We start from the raw sequence: 18951 nt of genomic DNA, 5'->3' as shown, positions 1-18951 counted from the left end.
TAGATTATTCATTATTTTTAGATAATTTTTCCGCCCAAGAATAGCTTTTTAAATACGGATCCGGCTTCACCGGCTCACCAGAATTCCAAATTTCTTTAAATTGGCCGTCCGGTTGAATTTCGCCGATTCTTACTGTTTTCCACAGATGCTGATTCTCACCTTCTATTTTTACCGTGCCGCCCGGAGCTTTGTACTCGATTCCCTTCGCAGCTTCCTTGACCTTTTCAACCTCAAAAGATCCCGCTTTTTTTACTGCTTCTGCCCATAAATGAACAGCTATGTAAGCCGCCTCAATCGGATCATCCGTTACACGCTCTTCACCATAAGCTTCTTTATATTTTTCAACAAACGCTTTGTTTTCTGGTGTATCCGTTGTCTGGAAATAATTCCATACCGCTAAGTGGCCAGCTAATACTTCACCGCCGATTCCTCGAATTTCTTCTTCAGCAATGCTGACCGACATCACAGTAACATCCTTCGATGTGATTCCGGCATCCTTCAATTGTTTGAAAAAGGCGACATTGCTGTCTCCATTTAATGTATTAAAGACTACGTCAGGTTTCACTTTTTTCATTTTATTGATGACCGTGCTGTAATCAGTATGTCCTAAAGGTGTATATTCTTCGACAACTACCTCTCCGCCTTCAGCTTTTAATTGTGCTTTAATAATACTGTTTGCCGTGCGCGGAAACACATAATCCGAGCCAATTAAAAAAAACTTCTTCCCTTTATTGTTTAACAGCCAGCTGACAGCAGGCACAATTTGTTGATTGGTGGTCGCCCCCGTATAAAAAATGTTCGGAGAAGATTCCATTCCTTCATATTGAACGGGGTACCAAAGCAAGCCTTTATTTTGTTCGACTACCGGCAGCATGGCCTTTCTGCTTGCGGAAGTCCAGCCGCCAAAAATCGTCGCTACCTTATCCTGTTGCAGTAATTTCTTTGCTTTCTCAGCAAAAGTCGGCCAGTCAGATGCGCCGTCTTCAATAACCGGTTCAATTTTCTTCCCTAAAAGCCCGCCTGAGTTGTTAATTTCTTCAATCGCCATTAATTCTGCGTCCTTTAAAGAAACTTCACTGATCGCCATCGTGCCGCTTAATGAATGGAGAATACCGACTTTCACAACATCCGTTTCATTTTGTTCGCTATTCTGTCCATCGCTTGATTCCTTTTCCTCTAAAGCAGAAGACATGGCACATCCACTTGCGAAAATTACAGAGAAAATCGTTAGAAATAAAAAAATTTTTTTCATTATTGTCCCCCTTTTTAACACTTTATGTAATTTTATATAACAAAAATACCGATTCTCTTTCCTTCATACAACAAGTACGGAAAAAATGTTAACATGATTTTTCAAAAAAAATACCTCTAGGTGTTTCCCCTAGAGGCTCTTTTTCATCAAACAAACTCATTCACTTTTTACTTCAAAATGGTTTACTTCTTGTTCCTTTTCAGAAAAAATTGTTTGACACTGTCCATCGTTTCGTAAGTTGGGACAATCACTTTACTTGGATGCTTTCGGGACTATTCAATCATTTAAATCTACCATGCACCGATTATGAAAAAGCATTTTGCAGCCGGCTGCCATTTATTCAATATACCTTACATCTGTAACCGGGAAAAACGGAAGCATCTTAGCTGCATAGTAGCTTAACAAAATAGCGATTATAAAATAAAGGACAAAGCAAAGATCGTATTTGGAAAACCCGATTTCGTAGTAAAACGTTCTTTTTGTGTCATTCGAAAATCTTTTCGCCTCCATCGCTACAGCAATTCTGTGCGCTCTGCGAATGCTTTGCGATAGCAGCGGAATCGAGTATGCTTTCAATTTATGAAAAAAATTCGCTAAGCCTTTTCTTTGCTCGACACCTCTTACAATCATCGCTTGCCGTATTGTTTGAAACTCTTCGATCATAATAGGGATTAAACGAATGCCTGCCATAAAGCTGTAAGCATATTTAGGCTTCAACTTTAATTGCTGCATTAACGAATAAAATAAAAAAACCGGTCTTGTCGTTAACGAAAACATTAACCCAAGCAGAGCGAAGATAAGGGCACGAAATCCTAAATGAAGACCGCGATAAAAGCTTTCTTCTGTAATATGGATCAGCCCCCATTCCCACCATGTTGTCTCACCTTTTCCAAAAAAAATCATGGAGGTAGCAGTCGACACAAAAATAAGCACGAATGGAATCAGCAATAAAAGTATGCGCTTCATCGGATGACCGGTAAAAAAAGCAAATAAAAGAAAGGCGGAAACTGTGTAGTTGATTAAAAAATTAATGTTGTGAATAAACAGAACACTAATAAATAAAACGATCAGAAACAATAGCTTTAAGCTCGGGTTGATTTTATGCAGCCATGTTTCTTTTATGTCAAAATCCATTGTAGATCCCCCTATATCTGAACATACATCTGCTCATCCTCACAAGAATGAATTTCATCCTCTACGAGCTTCCCGTCTTCGATCCGCCAAACTCTTGTCGCCATATGCTTTGCTATTTGTTCATCATGTGTCACCATCAAAATGGTAGACCCTTGTTTGCGATAATGTTCTAAAAGCTCCAAGAGCTGAAATGTATTGGATGAGTCTTGCCCAAAAGTCGGTTCATCTAAAAGCATGATCGGCTGTTTTTTAATGATTGAAGCGGCAACACTCAATCTTCTTTTTTGTCCCATTGAAAGCTGATAAGGGTGTTGATGGCGGTGCTTCTGTAAATGAAATAATTCGAGCATTTCTTCTACTTTTGTTCGAATTTCTTCTTCTTTCATCCGTTCAATCCTCAACGAATAAGCAATTTCATCGTAAACTGAATTGGTGACAAATTGAAATTCCGGATTTTGAAAAACGAACGACAGCATGTTGGAAAGCTTTTTTATTTTCTTTGCTTCTTTTTCTAACAGCAAATAAGTGCCGGTCGTTTGTATAAACTGCATCAATGAATGTAACAAAGTGCTCTTTCCGGCGCCGTTTTTCCCCACTATCGCAATCCATTCACCTGCATGAACCTTTCCATATGGTACATCGATTTTGACTTCCTTCTTTCGATATCCTTTAAATTGCTCAAGCTCAATCACGACCTGTTCTTTTAAAGGGGTTTTTTTGTAATACCCCTGCTTATCACGAAGATAATCCTCCCATACACCGGGATACCAAATGCCGTCTTCGCGAATTTCTTTCCGATACCGAGAAAAAATTTGTTCTTTCGGACCGTCTGCGACGATTTGTCCTTTTTGATTAAATAAAAGTATGCGGTCGACAAAGTCAAGAACATGATCAATTTTATGTTCAACGATGATAACTGTTTTATCTTGAGCTGCTTGTTTCATCGTGTCCCATACCGCTTTTGTCCCTTCCGGATCCAGCATTGCAGTCGGCTCGTCCAAAAATAACACGTCTGGATGCAATGCTAAAACAGTGGCGATCGCCAGCCGTTGCTTCATGCCGCCTGATAATGATTGAATGCTGATATGAAGATCATCAAAATGAAGGCCGACCATTTCCAGGTAAACTCGCATTTTTTCATGCATTTGTTCTCTTTTCACTTGCAAATTTTCCAAAACAAAAGCCATTTCTTCATCTACATACGGCATGCAAAATTGCGTGTCAGGATCTTGAAACACATATCCCCAAGATGACGGAGTCAAGATTTTTTCTGCTTTCATCGGAACTTCAATAGATTTTGGAATTAAACCGCTTAGCACTTGCAAAAACGTCGATTTCCCACAGCCGGAAGGACCAAGAAGCAAGACTTTTTCTCCCTTATAGAAAGAAGAGGATACATCCTTAAAAAGCAAGGATTCCTCTCCAGGATATTTTAATCGTAAATTTTTCACTTCGCATACTAGATCCATGTTTGCCACCTCTAGTTCAGTGCGTCATAATCTTCATGCGACGCAGGTCTTACTAAATTAGTCACTCCTGTTGCTTCCAAAGATTTCACTAGATAATAGGCAAACGCGCCGGCAATAATGATTGAGCCAATCAATCGAGCTCCAATGAATAATAGCAAGTTCCAAAATACTAAGTCATCTATATAGCCTTTATAAAGATCCATAATTAGCGAACCAGCTGCTGAAGCGGCTGCAGCCAGCATGACAACACCGATATTAAACTTTTTATATCGAAAAATCGCAAAAATGATCTCTGCAAATAGTCCTTGGACGATTCCGTAAAGAAGAACCTCTATGCCGAATTCAGAGCCGGTTATAAATTCTGCAGATGCCGCTGCTGTTTCCGCTATCAGCGCTACTCCAGGCTTGCGAATAATAAGAAAGGCGACCGTCGCAGCAATAAACCACATACCGTATATGAGCTGGTCGACATGCAGCCCGATCGGCTTGACCGCATAGTAAAGCGGTCCCCATAGTTTATAAACAATTCCAAAAACGATCGAAATAACAATTGTTACTAGAATGTCTGTCAGTTTTAATCCTTTCATTATGATCAAACTCCTTTATTGACTGATTTTGGGTTCCACTTCCCATTTTTCTAAACGGTAAGCCATTTCCCAAAACGCTAATTCATATTGACTGCTGATGATAAAATGCTCTTCCATTCTTTTTAGATCGGCTTCTATCGTTTGTTGTGCGATTTCATCCAGCCTGTCAATTTGTTCTTCGACAAGCTGCTTAAACCAATCGCCCCCATAAGCCGCAATCCATTGGTGATAAATCGGTTCTTTTGGCTTCGCATCTTTTAATTTTTCGCCAATTTCGTAATATAGCCAATAGCACGGAAGTATTGCAGCAATAATATCGCCTAAGTGACCGTTGATCGCCGCTCGATATAAATGGGAAGTATAGGCGTACGCCGTTGGGGCCGGCTTAAAATTCGCCTTCTCCTCCTCTGTGATTCCCAGCTGTTTGGCAAATGTTTCATGAAGAGATAATTCCGCTTCAAATGTTCCTTGTGCATGCTGAGCCATTCGCGATGTCGTATATAAATCGTTTGCTTTTGCCGCTCCATACGATTGCACTTTTGCAAAATGGCTTAAATAATACGAATCTTGTAAAACGTAATAACGAAAACATTCAAGTGGCAAACTCCCTTCGGCAATACCTTTTACAAATGGATGATCGAAGCTGGCCTGCCATATCGGATCTGCTTTTGTTCGAATTTTTTCAGTAAATTTCATGTTCATTCTCTCCTATATTAAGAATTGATTTCGATTGGCCACATTTCTTTTCGTTCAGACATTTCCCAAAACATATATTCGTATTTGCTCGTTGTGACAAAAATATCTTCCAGCCATTTCAATTCTTCTTCCCGTTTTCCTTCTGCAAGCTCATTCATTAAATCTTTCAGCCATTTTGCCAATTCACCGAATTCTGTTGATGCGTACATTTTTACCCACTCGCCGTAAAACTCATGTTCACTGGCACCAGGAATCTCATGTAAGCGTGTGCCGATTTCATAATAGCTCCATGTACATGGAAGGACTGCGGCAACCAGTTCTGCCAATGATCCTCGCTGCGACACATTTAACATATAGCTCGTATATGCAACGGTTGTAGCAGCAGGCTGAACTTGTTCTAATTTTTCCTTCTCTATTCCTATTCTTTCAGCGTATTGACGATGCAAATCCATTTCCACTTTTAACGTCGAATGTAGAAGATCAGCAAAAACTGTCATTGTTTGAAGATTGTGAGCCTTTAAGCTTCCAAGGGCAAACAGGCGGCAGTATTCGATTAAATAAAGATAATCCTGCTCCATAAAAAAGCGAAATTTGTCGATATCCAGCGTCCCATTGCCGATTCCTTGAACAAACGGATGATGGTAACTCGCTTCCCAAATCGGTTTTGCAGTTTTATACAATCGGTCTGTAAACATTTGAATTACCCCTTTCGCAGCTTTTGTAATTGTCATCGTTTTTTCTGATACCAATCAAATAAAAACACGATCAGCGATTTTGTAAATGTTTTTAATTGGGGGATGGACAGCTTTTCATTCACCGAGTGTGCATCTTCAAGCGTGCCCGGTCCATATAAAACGACGGGAATTCCCGCTTCACTCAGCCAGCCGCCGTCTGTCACAGTAGGGGACATCGTCAGCTTTGCTTCCTCATTAAATGCCAGTTTATGTGCTTTTTGTAATGTTTTCACTCCGAGTGAATGTTCGTCATATGAAAAAGCTGGGAAAATTTCTCCTCGATCTTCAATCATCGATGTGCCGCCCCATTTAAATTTCGGAGGATATTTCCGAAGCCATGGATCAGCCATTGCAACATGATGGATATGTTCTTCAATTTCCCGGATCACCTCTACATAATGCTCTTCCGGGTAATAGTGAACGGTAATCCAAAGGGAACATTTATCGGCCACAAAAGCGGCGTGCCTTCCACCTTCAATCACTGCAGGATTAATTGTGGCAGAACCAGGCGGAAAGCCTTTGCTCGTTTTCATCACTGCCCAATGCTGTTCAAGCTCTCGCAGTCCTTCAATAATTTTCATCATTTTTTCAATCGCGCTTGCCCCAAAAAGCTTCCCGCCGGCATGAATCATTTGTCTTCTCGTGCCATCGTGAAATGTCTCGGGGCTTTCAATCGTAATCCAGCCCGTGATCACCCCGCCTTGCCCTTGTATTTCACAGTTGCTTGAATCGACAACGATGGCAAAATCAGCTCGATATCCCCGGTCGCAGCACGATTTTGTTCCTGCTTCGCCTACTTCTTCTCCGACGACGGACTGAAAAATGATATCCCCTCCCGGCTCAATGCCGTTTTCTTGCAGCAGCTTTAATGCAAACAGACTGGCAGCCATTCCCCCTTTCATATCCGCTACACCGCGTCCGTATATGTAATCCCCTTTAACCGTTGCCTCAAAAGGAGGCGTTAGCCATTCTTCTCCCTCTTCGATTGAAGCGACATCAATATGCCCGTTAATAATTAAACTGTGGTAATTTTCTGGATCTTTTCCTTTTTTCGTTCCTACTACGACTGGATCTTGTTCATATAAATCCCATTGATCAATGGAAAAGCCGATGTCTTCCAAATATGAGGCGACATACTTTTGAGCCTCTTTTGCATTTCTTGCCGGAGGGCTCGGCGTTTCAAACGATACGAGTGTTTTTAGAAGATTCAGAAGTTCTTCTTCCCTTTCATCAATTTGCTGAAATAGCGTTTGTAACACGTTGTCTACCCTTTCTTAACATTTTGTTTTGAAAAATGGTTTGCCAATCAGCCTTGTAATGCAAAAAGCCCGTTCCCAATATAAGGGAACGGGCAAGTATATACAAAACCCATAGACAGGTTTCGATATTACTGCACCACTTCCCTACGCTAGTATGATCTAGATCAGGTTCAAAGGGTCAAGGCACACGCCTTTCTCAGCCGTCCGGCTCCCCTAGTGGTATGTTAATATTATGAAATTTTCATTTAATTTCATTAAATCATAAAATATAGAAAAATACAAGCTAACGGTTAATTGATCCTTTTTGCTGTCTTTAATAATTCACGATAACCAATTCGAGTAAATTGCAAATGTTGATCAATATAATTAGCCTTTTTCAAATGCTCGATGGATTGTTCGGAAAAACTGCCGCTAATTTCCTGAAACCTTTGATTAATTTCCACTAACGAATGATTTAATATAAAATCCGCATCAAGCAGCAGGACAATCCGCTCGATCTCAGGATCTCTTTTTAAAATCAAGTTGGCAATCCGGCCTTTCATGAATGCCAGCTCTTGTTGAAGCTTTGAAGCTTCATCCTCTTTTTCTCTAATTTTGGCTCGGTACTTTTGTTTTTCTTCCTCTTCGATACCGGCTTTTGTTAATAGCTCCTCCAACAATTGCGTTTTATCAAGCTCCAGTTTATTTAATTGCTGTTCTTTTCGCGCCATTTCTGTTTCATCAGGCAGCTTTTCGGTTTGAATAGGCTCTTTTCGTTCTTCTTTCATCTTTATCATATAGTCTATTTTCCGATAGACAAGGAAGGCGAGAACAACTAAACATCCATTTAATAGCAGAGATATAAAACGCACGACGACGTCGTTAAACGCAAGCAAATAAAATAGGAAAAGGATAACGATGACAGCCAAAAGCACCTTTAATAGATTCATAATGGAAAAAGTTTGTGATTGTTTTGCCATCCACCTATGCTCCTTTTTGTTCAAACTAGCATCATTTATTATAGCATGTTGTGATTTGGAATGTGAATCATTTCTTTAGGATTGAGAGCTGGAAAAAGGATGTCAGATGAATGGAAAATGGAGATGCTTATCTTTTGAAAGCTTCGAAGCAATAAAAACAAGTCCTTTCAAAGCCGGAAAGGTATTTCTAAAATGAAAAACCACCTGCAATGTTTTGCAGATGGTTGAATCATTCAGCGTTTTCTGTTTCCGCTAACACCCGATTAACACGTTTTTCCAGCATTTTCATTCCGCTTCCTCCTGCTTGGAAGTGGCGAAGAATGCCGTTTTTGTCAAAAACATAATATGCAGGTACATATTGATTTTCAAAAGCATCGGTTAATTTATGTTCGTTGTCAACAAAGATCGGTTGCGTAATCCCGTGTTCTTCCGCTACTTTTTTAATATCATCAATATCTAAATCCTTTTCGGAGCGAGGCATATGAACAGCTACTACGTTCAGTTTATCTTTATATTGATCGCGGAACTCATTTACTTTCGGCATTGCTTCTTTACACAAATGGCAGCTGATTGACCAAAAATGGATTAATGTTGGTTTTTCACCGATTAATTGCTCTTTCGTTACTTCGCCATTCAGCCAAGTTGTTGCTCCGACTAATTCAGGCATTGGCTCACGTAATTTCATTTCCGCTTCCTCCTTGAAGAATGAATATCAAAAAAATAATCGTTTGAAAAAAGGCCTAACGTACTGCTAGGCCCTTTGAATGAAAAGCTTCATTATACTTTAAGCGTTTCTTGACCAGGCTTCCAGTTTGCTGGGCAAAGTCCGCCAGTTTGAAGCGCTTGAAGTACACGCAATGTTTCATCAACATCGCGGCCAATGTTGTTATGGAATACTGTTTGATATTGAAGTTCGCCTTCTGGATTGATGATGAACAATCCGCGAAGAGCAACTCCTTCTTCTTCGATTAAAACGCCGTAGTCTCTTGATACTTGATGATTTGTATCTGCTGCAAGCGGATATTTAATATCGCCTAAACCGTTCTCTTCGCGAGGAGTTTTAATCCAAGCTAAGTGTGTGTGAATTGTGTCAGTTGATACGCCAATCACTTCTGCATCAAGATCTTCAAATTCTTCATAACGGTCAGAAATAGCTGTGATTTCAGTTGGACAAACGAAAGTGAAGTCCATTGGATAAAAGAAAAGAACTGTCCATTTTCCTTGTTTCATGATTCCTTCCAAGCTTACTTTACCAAACTCTTTGTTTGGCAAAACGGCATCCATTTCAAAACGTGGAGCTTGTTTACCAACCAAACGCTCTGCCATTATGTAACCCTCCATTTTAAAATTTTATTTTAAAGGAAACTTTTTGATCGTTTCCTTCAAAAACAAATGAGAATGAATTGAGTATTTTCTCAATATCCTTCCTCCGATTACTATTATATATAACAACAAAATTTTAGTCAATTTTAAATAATAATTAATTTAAATAATCTGTTTTACATTTTCATTGCGACGAAGAGAACAATAATACTATTTCCAATTTTCGCCGCTATCATTAAAAAAATGTAACAATCATTGAAAATTCCTTTTTCTATGTTAAACTTTCAACTGTACATTCAGTTTAACATGATCCCGTCAAATAACCAAATGATTGGCTCGAAAAGAAAGGGGAAATGGTTTTGAACTTTTTTGAATCTATTGATTGGGCTGATCTGGCTTTAAAATCAGGAGAAGTTTTGGCCAAGCTTATTGGAATTTACATTGCATATATTATCGTCAAATCAATCGGCAATAAAATTATTCACAAAATGTTTGAGGGGCTTGAGAATCGGAAGGAAATTTCCACCACGCGGGCTAAAACGCTGCAAACATTAGTTTTGAATTTCTTTCATTATGCCCTGTTTTTCATTTTTATTGTTACCGTTTTTCAAGTGTTTGGCTACAATGTCACAGCGCTTTTAGCCGGGGCTGGGGTTGTTGGTCTTGCGATCGGCTTTGGAGCTCAAGGGCTCGTCAGCGATGTTGTGACAGGATTTTTCCTTCTCCTAGAAAAACAACTTGATGTTGGAGATTATGTCACTACAGGCAATTATTCAGGCATTGTGGAAGCTGTCGGTTTACGAACGACGCAAATCCGAGGCTTTGACGGCACATTGCATTATGTTCCAAACAGGCAGATTGTCGGCCTTTCCAATCATTCTAGAGGAAATATGCAAGCCCTCGTTGATATCAGCATATCGTATAATGAAGACTTAAATCGGGTCATGTCCATTCTTCAAGAAGCTTGCGACCAATTTGCAAAAGAAACTGAAGAGGTTGTGGAGGGTCCGGACGTTTTAGGCGTGCAAAATTTCGGCACGTCTGATGTGATCATCCGCATCATCGCCAAAACGAAAAACATGGAGCAGTGGGCTGTTGAAAGAAAGCTCCGGAAACGGCTGAAAGAAGTGCTTGATGAAAACGGCATCGAAATTCCGTTCCCTCATCAAGTGATGATTCATAAGAACGAGCAGCAAAAGGAAGGGGCTGTCCGAAAAGTCGATTGAATCGACCTTGGGCTCAGCCCTTTTTTCTGTTTTTAGGGTACAAAAAAATCGTCCTTTTTTATAGAATGAAATTGACCAAAAAACATTCTACAGAAAGGACGATTTCTTATGAATAATCAAATGACTATTCAAGAAAATTATAACACGCAATTAGAAATGACTCTAGAGGGTATTCAAAAAATAGAGGTTCAAAAGAATAAGAAACGCAAAAAACTAGTTTTCCAACCTTATTGCAATCGTCAAGTCATGAGCATTTTAGATATCGAAATGTATATTCCTGAAAATCATGTCGCCCGTTTAGTGGATGAAATGGTGGAATCGATTCCGGATGAAGTGTTGTATACTCATTATGTTGGTGGGGGTCGTGCACCCTATCACCCTAAAATGTTATTGAAAGTGATTTTATATGCGTACACTCAAAATGTTTATTCAAGTCGGAAAATAGCGCAAATGGTGAAAGAAAATCTTCCGATGATGTGGTTGGCGGGATTGCAAACCCCTGACCATCGCACAATAAATGATTTTCGTAGTGTTCGTATGTCAAACATGATGGATTCTGTATTTGAACAATTTGTCCTTCAACTAGTAGAACAAGGACTTATCGACCTCGACCATATTTTTGTGGATGGTACGAAAATAGAAGCGAATGCCAACAAATATACGTTTGTATGGCGAAAATCCGTAGAAAAATATGATCAGAAACTACGAGCCAAAATTCAATCGTTTCTACAAGAAGCGCACCAAATCGCCTTGGAGGAATTAAAAGAAGAACAATTAGAAGAAGAATTAGAAAAATCATCGGCACAACTTTCTGAGAGAATAGAAGCTTTGGAAAAAGATTATAAACAGGAAGAAGACAAAGAAAGAAAAAAAGAACTTCGCTCTAAAAAATCCCAACTCACCAAACAACTGAAAACGATTCAAACGGATTATCTTCCACGATTACGAAAATACAAAGTACAAAAACAGATTCTAGGTGAACGAAATAGCTACTCGAAAACCGACCATGAGGCCACTTTTATGCGAATGAAAGAGGACCATATGAAAAACGGCCAACTCAAGGCGGGTTATAATGTTCAACTCGCCACACAACATCAATTTATCGTGGGATTTGAAATTTATCAAAATCCAGGAGATACTCGCTGTTTCCAACCATTTATGGAAAAGTTATTGGAATCGATGCCGAAGGAAAAGAAACTCAAGTATGTCATTGCCGATGCAGGATATGCGAGTGAAGAAAACTATTTATATGCGATTGGCGAAGAAAAAGAACCTCGTTTTGAATTATTAGCCCCATACCAAACCTATTTGAAGGAACAAAGTAAAAAGTTTAAAAAGGATTTATCAAAAGTACAAAACTGGAAATACATCGAAGAAGACGATTGCTTTATCTGTCCGAACAATCGGAAAGTCGTATTCAAGTATTATCAAAAAAGAAAAAATGCATCTGGATACATACAAGATTTGAAAGTGTACGAGTGTGAAGATTGTACGGATTGCCCGTTGAAGAATGGGTGTACGAAAGCCAAAGGAAATCGTCGAGTATATTGGAACACGATTTATGAAGAAATGAAAGCGAAAGCCAAAGCAGCTCTTGGTGACGAACAAAAGGCAGCTCTTTATGCGAAGCGTAAAGTGGATGTCGAAAGTGTGTTCGGTAACATCAAGGGCAATTTGCGTTTCACTCGATTTCTGTTACGGGGGCTTCATAAAGTCCGAACAGAATTCGGGATTGTGGCAATGGCCCACAACATACTGAAATGGGCCGCAAATTCCCAAACCAATTTCAAAAATAAGGAAACAGAGCGAATGGAAAAACTCATTGTTTTCTCCATTCGCTCTGTTTTTATGGACTTTTTAGACAAGCCCTTCCTTTTTAATTATGACTTCGTGTTTGTATAGAACGTATTTCTAATTTTTTTCTCTTGCTTTATGCAGGAGGCTATGAATCTTCTATTTATTGCCTTTCCATTCAAAATATTGACAAATAAGATCGACCGCTTTAAAGATTGCTTGTTCATTTGGTGAAAGCTTCGCATGATGAAGGCCGTAAGGAGAATCAACTCCAAGCCAAAACATAAATCCCGGAATTTTCGCCAGCATATAGCCGAAATCTTCCCCAGTCATCGCTTCTTTGCATACGTGGAGTTGAATTTCTGTTTCATTCTGGACAAACTCCATAAATTCTTTTGATAACGCTTCATCATTCCACACTTGATAATACATCGAACCCCAGTCAATTTCTGCTTTGCATTGGTAGCCGATTTCTATACCTTTGACCATGTCTTCAATCCGCTTTTTCACTTTTTCCATCGATTCGACAGAAAATGTGCGAATCGTTCCTTCCAATCTGGCATAATCCGCAATTATATTTTGTATCGTGCCGCTTGCAATTTTTCCAATGGTAATTACAGCACTATCCAAAGGATCTATATTGCGGCTAACGATGGATTGCAGCTGGGTGACAAGTGCGCAAGCAGCGACGACCATATCATGTGTCGTGTGCGGAAAAGCGGCATGGCCTCCCTTCCCGGTTAAATCGATAAACAACTCGGACGTATTGGCAAAAAGTAGTCCAGGCTTCATTCCGATAGTTCCAACCGGAAGCTCCGGAGCAATGTGAAGCGCAGTGATCATATCCGGCATCCATTGTTGCATAATCTCGCTGTTTAGCATCGGCTCTGCACCGCCAGGCCCTTCTTCTGCCGGCTGAAAGATGAATAGCAGATCATCTTGAATCGGATGATAGGCGAAATGAGTTAAAACCCCCAAAGCGATCGTCATATGAAAGTCGTGACCGCAAGCATGCATCAAGCCTGGATGTTCTGATTGAAATGAAAGCCCCGTTTTTTCTTCAATCGGCAATCCGTCAATATCTGTCCGGTAGGCTATCATTTTTCGAGGATTTGTTCCATGGACCTTCACGAAAATACCTGTTCTCCATGTTTTCACTTCAAGCCTTTCGTTCGACAGCGAATGAATATAATCTAATAAATATTTTTGTGTTTTATGTTCTTGAAATCCGAGTTCAGGTATTTTATGCAAATCACGGCGAATGGCAATAAGCGCATCCTTATTCATATGAGTCCCCTCCTAAAGGATAAGCGTGGACGCTGTCCACGCTTCGAATTTAGAGCTGCCGCAATTCTTGCTTAATTTCAATTTTCGCTTTCGTTTTTTCGTCAATATCTTTAATTTTTTTCGCAGGAACACCTGCAACAACTGTGTACGGTTCAACATCTTCCACTACAACAGCACCAGCTGCAACAACCGCGCCTTTTCCTACCCTTACACCTTCTAAAATGACGGCGTTTGCTCCGATCAAAACATCATCTTCGATTACGACAGGTTTTGCAGAAGGCGGCTCAATTACACCAGCTAAAACCGCTCCGGCACCAATGTGGCAGTTTTTACCAACCGTTGCACGACCGCCCAATGTTGCATTCATGTCAATCATCGTTCCTTCACCAATGACGGCGCCGATATTGATCACTGCCCCCATCATGATGACCGCATTATCTCCGATTTCCACTTGATCACGGATGATTGCACCTGGTTCAATTCTCGCTTTTACGCCTTTTAAATCAAGAAGCGGGATCGCTGAGTTCCGGCGGTCATTTTCAACAACATAGTCTTCAATTTTATCTTTGTTTTCTGCTAGTGCTTGTTCAATTTCAGACCATTCTCCAAAGATGATGCCTGTGTTTCCAGTAATAAATGTTTTGGACTGTTCTCCAAAGTTGATTCCTTCTAATTGACCTTTTACATAAACTTTTACAGGAGTCGTTTTTTTACTGTTTTGTATAAATGAAATAATTTCGTTTGCATCCATCATTTTCATCGTAATACTCCTCTCTGTTTTTCTGTACCCCCATTACTGTATCAAAGAAAAGAATCAATTGACAAGCAAATTTATCATTCATTAATAAATTGATGGACGATTTCCATAAACGCCTGCACTTGTTTAAGCTTTAACGATGATTCATGCCCGATCAACCAAGTATCCCTTTTAATCGGCTTTCCTTCATGATCAATGAGCGGCAGTCGAAAGATCGAACCATCCTTTTCATCAATGCTGACAGAAGGCAAAATCGCAAAGCCGATACCATGATACGCCATTTGCTTGCACGTCTCGATCTGATCAACGACAATTGTCCTTTTTGGCGGGTTTTTAAATTGCCTGTGCCACCATTCTTGTATTTCTTGATAGTATGTAGAATCACTTTTAAATTGAATAAAAGGCCGCTCTGTGTGTACTAAATCATCGATGCTTTGAATTTCTGTGTCAACTAAATACAAAGTATCTTCCAGCAAATGCTGTTTAAACCCTTTCCAATCAGGGTTTCCGCGTATGATTCCGATATGAATATCATCTTCATATAAACATTTTAATATTTCGCTTGACCACCCGGTTATAAGTGAAATTTCCGCCTGAGGGTATTTTTGTACATATTTTTTCAAAACTTTTGGAAGCCAGTGCTGGCCGATTATGGATGCCACTGCAAGCTTTAACGTCCCGTACACTTCTCCTTCCAAAACAGAGATTTCCTCTCTTACCTTCTCTTCCTTTTCAATCATTTCTTTTGCAAACTGGACAACTTTTTCTCCTGCCGGTGTAAGAGTCAATCCCTTTTGTGAGCGCAAAAAAATTTTAAATCCCCATGCTTTTTCGATCGACTGAAGACGCTGCGACAAAGCAGGCTGGGAAACAAAAAGTCGGTCAGCCGCTTTTCTCATATTTTTTTCTTCAGACAAAGTCACAAGGATTTGCAATTCCGAAATTTGCATCGCTAAACCCTTTCCTTAGTGGATTCAATAGTTCAAAAACATTATAAAATATTTTTGCTTTTCCGTCATAACAAGTTTAGCAAAAAACATTCATTTTAATTCTCTCTTCGGAAGAAAGAAAATAAAAAGAACGCTCAAAATTGCTAATAAAAAGACGACGAAATAAACATGGTGAAGAGCAATGCTCAAACCAGACTCAAGAACCTCTTTTATAGGACCGGAAAGATCTGATTCTGGATTCAATAGGTTGTTGGCCGAATCAATGTTTAAGTTTTTTCCAGCACTATGCTCCTCCAAATATGTTTGCAGCTTGCTGTTTAAAATCCCGCCGAGCAAAGCGGCGCCGACGGTGTTGCCGAGATTTCGCATAAACATATTGGTGGCGGTGGCAATTCCGCGTTCTTTCCAATCAACTGCCGATTGAATCGATACAATGAACGAGGTCGATGTCAGCCCCATTCCGACGCCGAGTAAAAAAGAGCCGATCATAGCATGAACAGGTCCGTCATCTGCTGAAAGCATAACAAAGACAAGACTGCCGGCCAATAAAAAAATGCCTCCTAAAATTGATGTGGCACGAAAGCCGGCTTTTAAATAAATCCTCCCCGCTACTGTTGAAGCAATCGGCCATCCGATTGACATCGTTGTCAGCGTGAATCCAGCCACCATTGCCGATTTTCCCATAACACCTTGCACAAATGTCGGCAAAAAGGTGGAAATGCCCATAAGCATCATCCCGGTCGTCAAGGACGTTACATTCGCAAGCAAAATGGAGCGATTTTTCCAAAGCGAAAGCGGCATCATCGGATCATCGGCCCGATTTTCCTGAAAAATAAACAATATAAAGAAGCAGCATGCAACAGCTAATAACGCCGCAACCTCCCAGGAAGTCCAAGACCAGCGGACTCCTCCTTCGACAAGGACGACCATCAACAAGCTGATCGCAATAAGCATGAACATGGCGCCTGCATAATCAATGCTCGACTTTTTCTTATCAATGCGTTCATTCAAAAACAGACCGATTCCTGCCATTGATAAAATGCCTAAAGGAACATTCACCCAAAATACAAACTTCCAGCTTATGTACTCAACGAACAAGCCACCTAAAACGGGACCGATTATTGCAGAAATTCCCCATACACTGGACAAATATCCTTGTATTTTGGCTCTTTCTTCTACTGTATAAATATCGCCGACAATTGTTGTGGCGACTGGCATCACAGCTCCGGCTCCAATCCCTTGTATAAAACGGTATATAATTAAAGTTTCCATCGAATCGGCGAGACCGCAAAGCACAGAGCCAATTAAAAAAATAATGATGCCAAAAGCAAAAATCGGTTTTCTTCCAAACAAATCCGCCAATTTACCATATATTAAAATCGTTACGGAATTCATTAATAAATAGGAAGAAAAAATCCAGCTATATTTTGAAAAACCGCCAATTTCTGCGACAATGGCAGGCATTGCTGTGGAAACGATCGTTGCCTCAACTGCAGCCATAAACATCGCCAGCATGACGGCAGCTAAAACGAACGGACGCTTTGTTTCTTTATGGTCTAGTTTCCCCCTATCTTTTTCAATAAGCGCCTCTTTCATCACGATCACCTCATTTGAAAATCACTTTCAATCGTTTGTAAGCATGAATTCATTTTGCCATAGCATTCGCATTCGTTCAATTGCTTTCCAAAAAAACAATATCTATATTTTCATTATTTGAAGGTTGGATGGATTCGAAACTATTGAGCCAATATGAAATAAAAACGCCGGCAAGGGCGTTTTTATTTGGGAAACCTGGAATTTAATATCATTAGTTGTTTATGGAGCTTTTTTAAGATGACCCTTCTTGTAAAAATCCCCTCTAAAACACCGTCCTCATTCGTTATACATACAAACGTATGATTAATAACGAGCTTCAGCGCCTTCATCCAATCATCCGATACATTCAATCTGGAAACATCTTTGTTCATTACTTCTTCTACTTTCATATTTTGCAAACGCTCAAATTCGATTCGTTCCAATCCTAAAATTGAATCCATGATCAAATTCGTCGTAATCAGCCCGTGCAAGCGATATTGAGCATCCAAAACCGGAACAGCTGTATAGCCTGTTTTCGTCAACACTAATAATGCATGCTCTAAGTTATTTCCCATTTGGACATGAGCCACTTTGTCTGCAGGTATCATCAAATCTTTAATCGAAATATTTGTAAATTCTTCAGAAAAAACTTTTGTCATTCGTTTCTTCCTCTCACTTTGACATTTCATTTTAATCATAACATATGATCTGGAAAATGTGTTCCATTTACCAAAAAGAAACTTCCTATTTTATGATATCATTATGTAAGCGTTTTATCACGCGATAAACTTACATTTCTGCGAAAAGCGATGCTCTTGCAAAGAGCATCGTTCAGATGCCTCTCATACTCAAAAACTGGTCCTCACAAGGATACAGGTTACGTATGCGAACGGATTTTGTCATAAAGCTCCACTAATTTTTTGTATGTACATAAATCAAACTCTTTTTTTCCGCATTCAATATCATTGATTTCGCTCACAACCAATTCAATCGCAAAATGGTTGCGAAACAAAATTGCGACAAGCAATTGCTTTTCTTCTAGAGACAATACCGGTTGAACAGCTCGCATCGTTATTCATCCTCCAGTGCCTTCATTTTAAAAAACATCCTAACCATAACATATAATGAGCAGCTTTAAAATTATGTCGAAATTTGCTTACATCATGAAAAATAATATTCCTTTTTTCGCAGCTTTCAATTACAAGAAGCTGGAAATCGAATCAGAAGCCCGAAGCTGGAGCATGTGCAGATTGTTTTTTGTTTAATTAACCAAGTCGATTAAATGACATCACCGTTCGAACCGCTGCATTCAGTTCCTCTGGCTCCGGCAATTGTGTTTATTTACACTGATTCTAAATGATAGATACGTTTCTTCGCCAATAAAGGTTGGAACTGATGCGAGGGCTTCTCCCCTTTGAAACCGTATGCTCTCTCTGTTATATGAAAAGATTTGATTGAAATGAAATAGGAAACATGGACCCATTGCTCAATAAATCGCATGAACTTAAGAGTATCTTTGAGGCGGAAGCGAACAATGAAGCCAGCCAAACTTTCTCAAAAATAGTTGAGCTAGAGCAAAAGATCATGTAGAGCTGTATTTCCGTTCATTCTCTACGTCAGACAGCTCGAATTAGGACAAAGAGTTGAAAGATGCTAATCAATGCGTCATTAGGTGGGAAAAATGTTCAATTTCCAATCATCACAGTTGAAGCTCTTGGAGACAAAAATACTCATTATGAAAGGCTGCACATAAAACGAAGAAGAAAAAGAAGCTGTCATTACCTTCAGTAAAATGTTCGATCAACTGCCAAACTTCTTGAATTCTGCTAAAAAATGAGCATTTAAAGAGAGTCTATGAGGCAAACTTTTTCACACTGACAAAGGCAGGAACGGCGGAGGGAGATTTCAGCCCTCCTGCCGCCCAATTTTTATTAAATAAGGCATCAATT

General features: G+C 39.7%; 18 protein-coding genes and 1 riboswitch. Of the genes, 2 read left to right on the top strand and 16 right to left on the bottom strand.

Annotation, left to right across the window (positions count from 1 at the left end; translation table 11 throughout):
- Nucleotides 1-4: 4 nt before the first annotated feature.
- The 10 genes from urtA to NST97_RS01250 all read right to left on the bottom strand — a co-directional run bounded on the left by urtA (nucleotide 5) and on the right by NST97_RS01250 (nucleotide 9416).
- Complete coding sequence (urtA, locus tag NST97_RS01295) at nucleotides 5-1252, bottom strand: urea ABC transporter substrate-binding protein (RefSeq protein WP_063386856.1); 1248 nt, start codon at nucleotides 1250-1252, stop codon at nucleotides 5-7.
- A 336-nt stretch (nucleotides 1253-1588) separates the two neighbouring features.
- Nucleotides 1589-2386: an energy-coupling factor transporter transmembrane component T family protein gene (locus NST97_RS01290; RefSeq protein ID WP_063386855.1), complete on the bottom strand. Its 798-nt coding sequence runs from the start codon at nucleotides 2384-2386 to the stop codon at nucleotides 1589-1591.
- An 11-nt stretch (nucleotides 2387-2397) separates the two neighbouring features.
- Complete coding sequence (locus NST97_RS01285; RefSeq protein ID WP_341342815.1) at nucleotides 2398-3855, bottom strand: ABC transporter ATP-binding protein; 1458 nt, start codon at nucleotides 3853-3855, stop codon at nucleotides 2398-2400.
- An 11-nt stretch (nucleotides 3856-3866) separates the two neighbouring features.
- Complete coding sequence (locus NST97_RS01280) at nucleotides 3867-4442, bottom strand: ECF transporter S component (protein ID WP_063386853.1); 576 nt, start codon at nucleotides 4440-4442, stop codon at nucleotides 3867-3869.
- A 15-nt stretch (nucleotides 4443-4457) separates the two neighbouring features.
- A complete protein-coding gene (gene tenA, locus NST97_RS01275) occupies nucleotides 4458-5138 on the bottom strand; it encodes a thiaminase II (RefSeq protein ID WP_339199642.1) in 681 nt (226 codons plus the stop codon).
- A 17-nt stretch (nucleotides 5139-5155) separates the two neighbouring features.
- On the bottom strand, nucleotides 5156-5833 hold the full coding sequence (tenA, locus tag NST97_RS01270; RefSeq protein ID WP_063386916.1) for a thiaminase II: 678 nt from the start codon (nucleotides 5831-5833) through the stop codon (nucleotides 5156-5158).
- Between the two features lie 32 nt (nucleotides 5834-5865).
- A complete protein-coding gene (locus tag NST97_RS01265; protein ID WP_341342814.1) occupies nucleotides 5866-7131 on the bottom strand; it encodes an acetylornithine deacetylase in 1266 nt (421 codons plus the stop codon).
- A gap of 124 nt (nucleotides 7132-7255) precedes the next feature.
- A riboswitch (TPP riboswitch) is annotated at nucleotides 7256-7356 on the bottom strand.
- Nucleotides 7357-7421: 65 nt separating this feature from the next.
- Nucleotides 7422-8090, bottom strand: a complete 669-nt coding sequence (locus tag NST97_RS01260) for a hypothetical protein (protein ID WP_063386850.1) — start codon at nucleotides 8088-8090, stop codon at nucleotides 7422-7424.
- 229 nt (nucleotides 8091-8319) lie between these two features.
- Entirely contained in the window at nucleotides 8320-8775 is a 456-nt protein-coding gene (locus NST97_RS01255) for a TlpA family protein disulfide reductase (protein ID WP_063386849.1), read from the bottom strand.
- Nucleotides 8776-8867: 92 nt separating this feature from the next.
- On the bottom strand, nucleotides 8868-9416 hold the full coding sequence (locus NST97_RS01250) for a peroxiredoxin (protein ID WP_340881259.1): 549 nt from the start codon (nucleotides 9414-9416) through the stop codon (nucleotides 8868-8870).
- Between the two features lie 350 nt (nucleotides 9417-9766).
- On the opposite strand from NST97_RS01250, the gene NST97_RS01245 reads away from it, so the two are divergent.
- Together NST97_RS01245 and NST97_RS01240 are read left to right on the top strand one after the other, a co-directional pair.
- Nucleotides 9767-10639 (top strand): mechanosensitive ion channel family protein, encoded by an 873-nt coding sequence (locus NST97_RS01245; protein WP_341342813.1) that lies wholly within the window; start codon nucleotides 9767-9769, stop codon nucleotides 10637-10639.
- 108 nt (nucleotides 10640-10747) lie between these two features.
- A complete protein-coding gene (locus NST97_RS01240) occupies nucleotides 10748-12541 on the top strand; it encodes an IS1182 family transposase (RefSeq protein ID WP_341342812.1) in 1794 nt (597 codons plus the stop codon).
- A gap of 51 nt (nucleotides 12542-12592) precedes the next feature.
- Here NST97_RS01240 and NST97_RS01235 read toward each other — a convergent pair whose 3' ends face one another.
- The 6 genes from NST97_RS01235 to abbA all read right to left on the bottom strand — a co-directional run bounded on the left by NST97_RS01235 (nucleotide 12593) and on the right by abbA (nucleotide 18071).
- Entirely contained in the window at nucleotides 12593-13720 is a 1128-nt protein-coding gene (locus tag NST97_RS01235) for an N-acetyldiaminopimelate deacetylase (protein WP_341342811.1), read from the bottom strand.
- A 49-nt stretch (nucleotides 13721-13769) separates the two neighbouring features.
- Nucleotides 13770-14480, bottom strand: a complete 711-nt coding sequence (gene dapD, locus NST97_RS01230; protein WP_063386845.1) for a 2,3,4,5-tetrahydropyridine-2,6-dicarboxylate N-acetyltransferase — start codon at nucleotides 14478-14480, stop codon at nucleotides 13770-13772.
- A 74-nt stretch (nucleotides 14481-14554) separates the two neighbouring features.
- Entirely contained in the window at nucleotides 14555-15427 is an 873-nt protein-coding gene (locus NST97_RS01225) for a LysR family transcriptional regulator (RefSeq protein WP_063386844.1), read from the bottom strand.
- A gap of 90 nt (nucleotides 15428-15517) precedes the next feature.
- Complete coding sequence (locus tag NST97_RS01220) at nucleotides 15518-17023, bottom strand: MDR family MFS transporter (protein WP_339199633.1); 1506 nt, start codon at nucleotides 17021-17023, stop codon at nucleotides 15518-15520.
- A 182-nt stretch (nucleotides 17024-17205) separates the two neighbouring features.
- Nucleotides 17206-17661 (bottom strand): cyclic-di-AMP-binding protein CbpB, encoded by a 456-nt coding sequence (cbpB, locus tag NST97_RS01215; RefSeq protein ID WP_063386842.1) that lies wholly within the window; start codon nucleotides 17659-17661, stop codon nucleotides 17206-17208.
- 218 nt (nucleotides 17662-17879) lie between these two features.
- On the bottom strand, nucleotides 17880-18071 hold the full coding sequence (gene abbA / locus NST97_RS01210) for an antirepressor AbbA (RefSeq protein ID WP_066247994.1): 192 nt from the start codon (nucleotides 18069-18071) through the stop codon (nucleotides 17880-17882).
- Between the last annotated feature and the right edge of the window lie 880 nt (nucleotides 18072-18951).

This window comes from Aeribacillus sp. FSL K6-1305 (assembly GCF_038050115.1).
Classification (GTDB): domain Bacteria; phylum Bacillota; class Bacilli; order Bacillales; family Aeribacillaceae; genus Aeribacillus; species Aeribacillus composti.
Note: the sequence above shows the minus strand (reverse complement) of the source record. Positions and strands in the feature narration are given on the sequence as shown.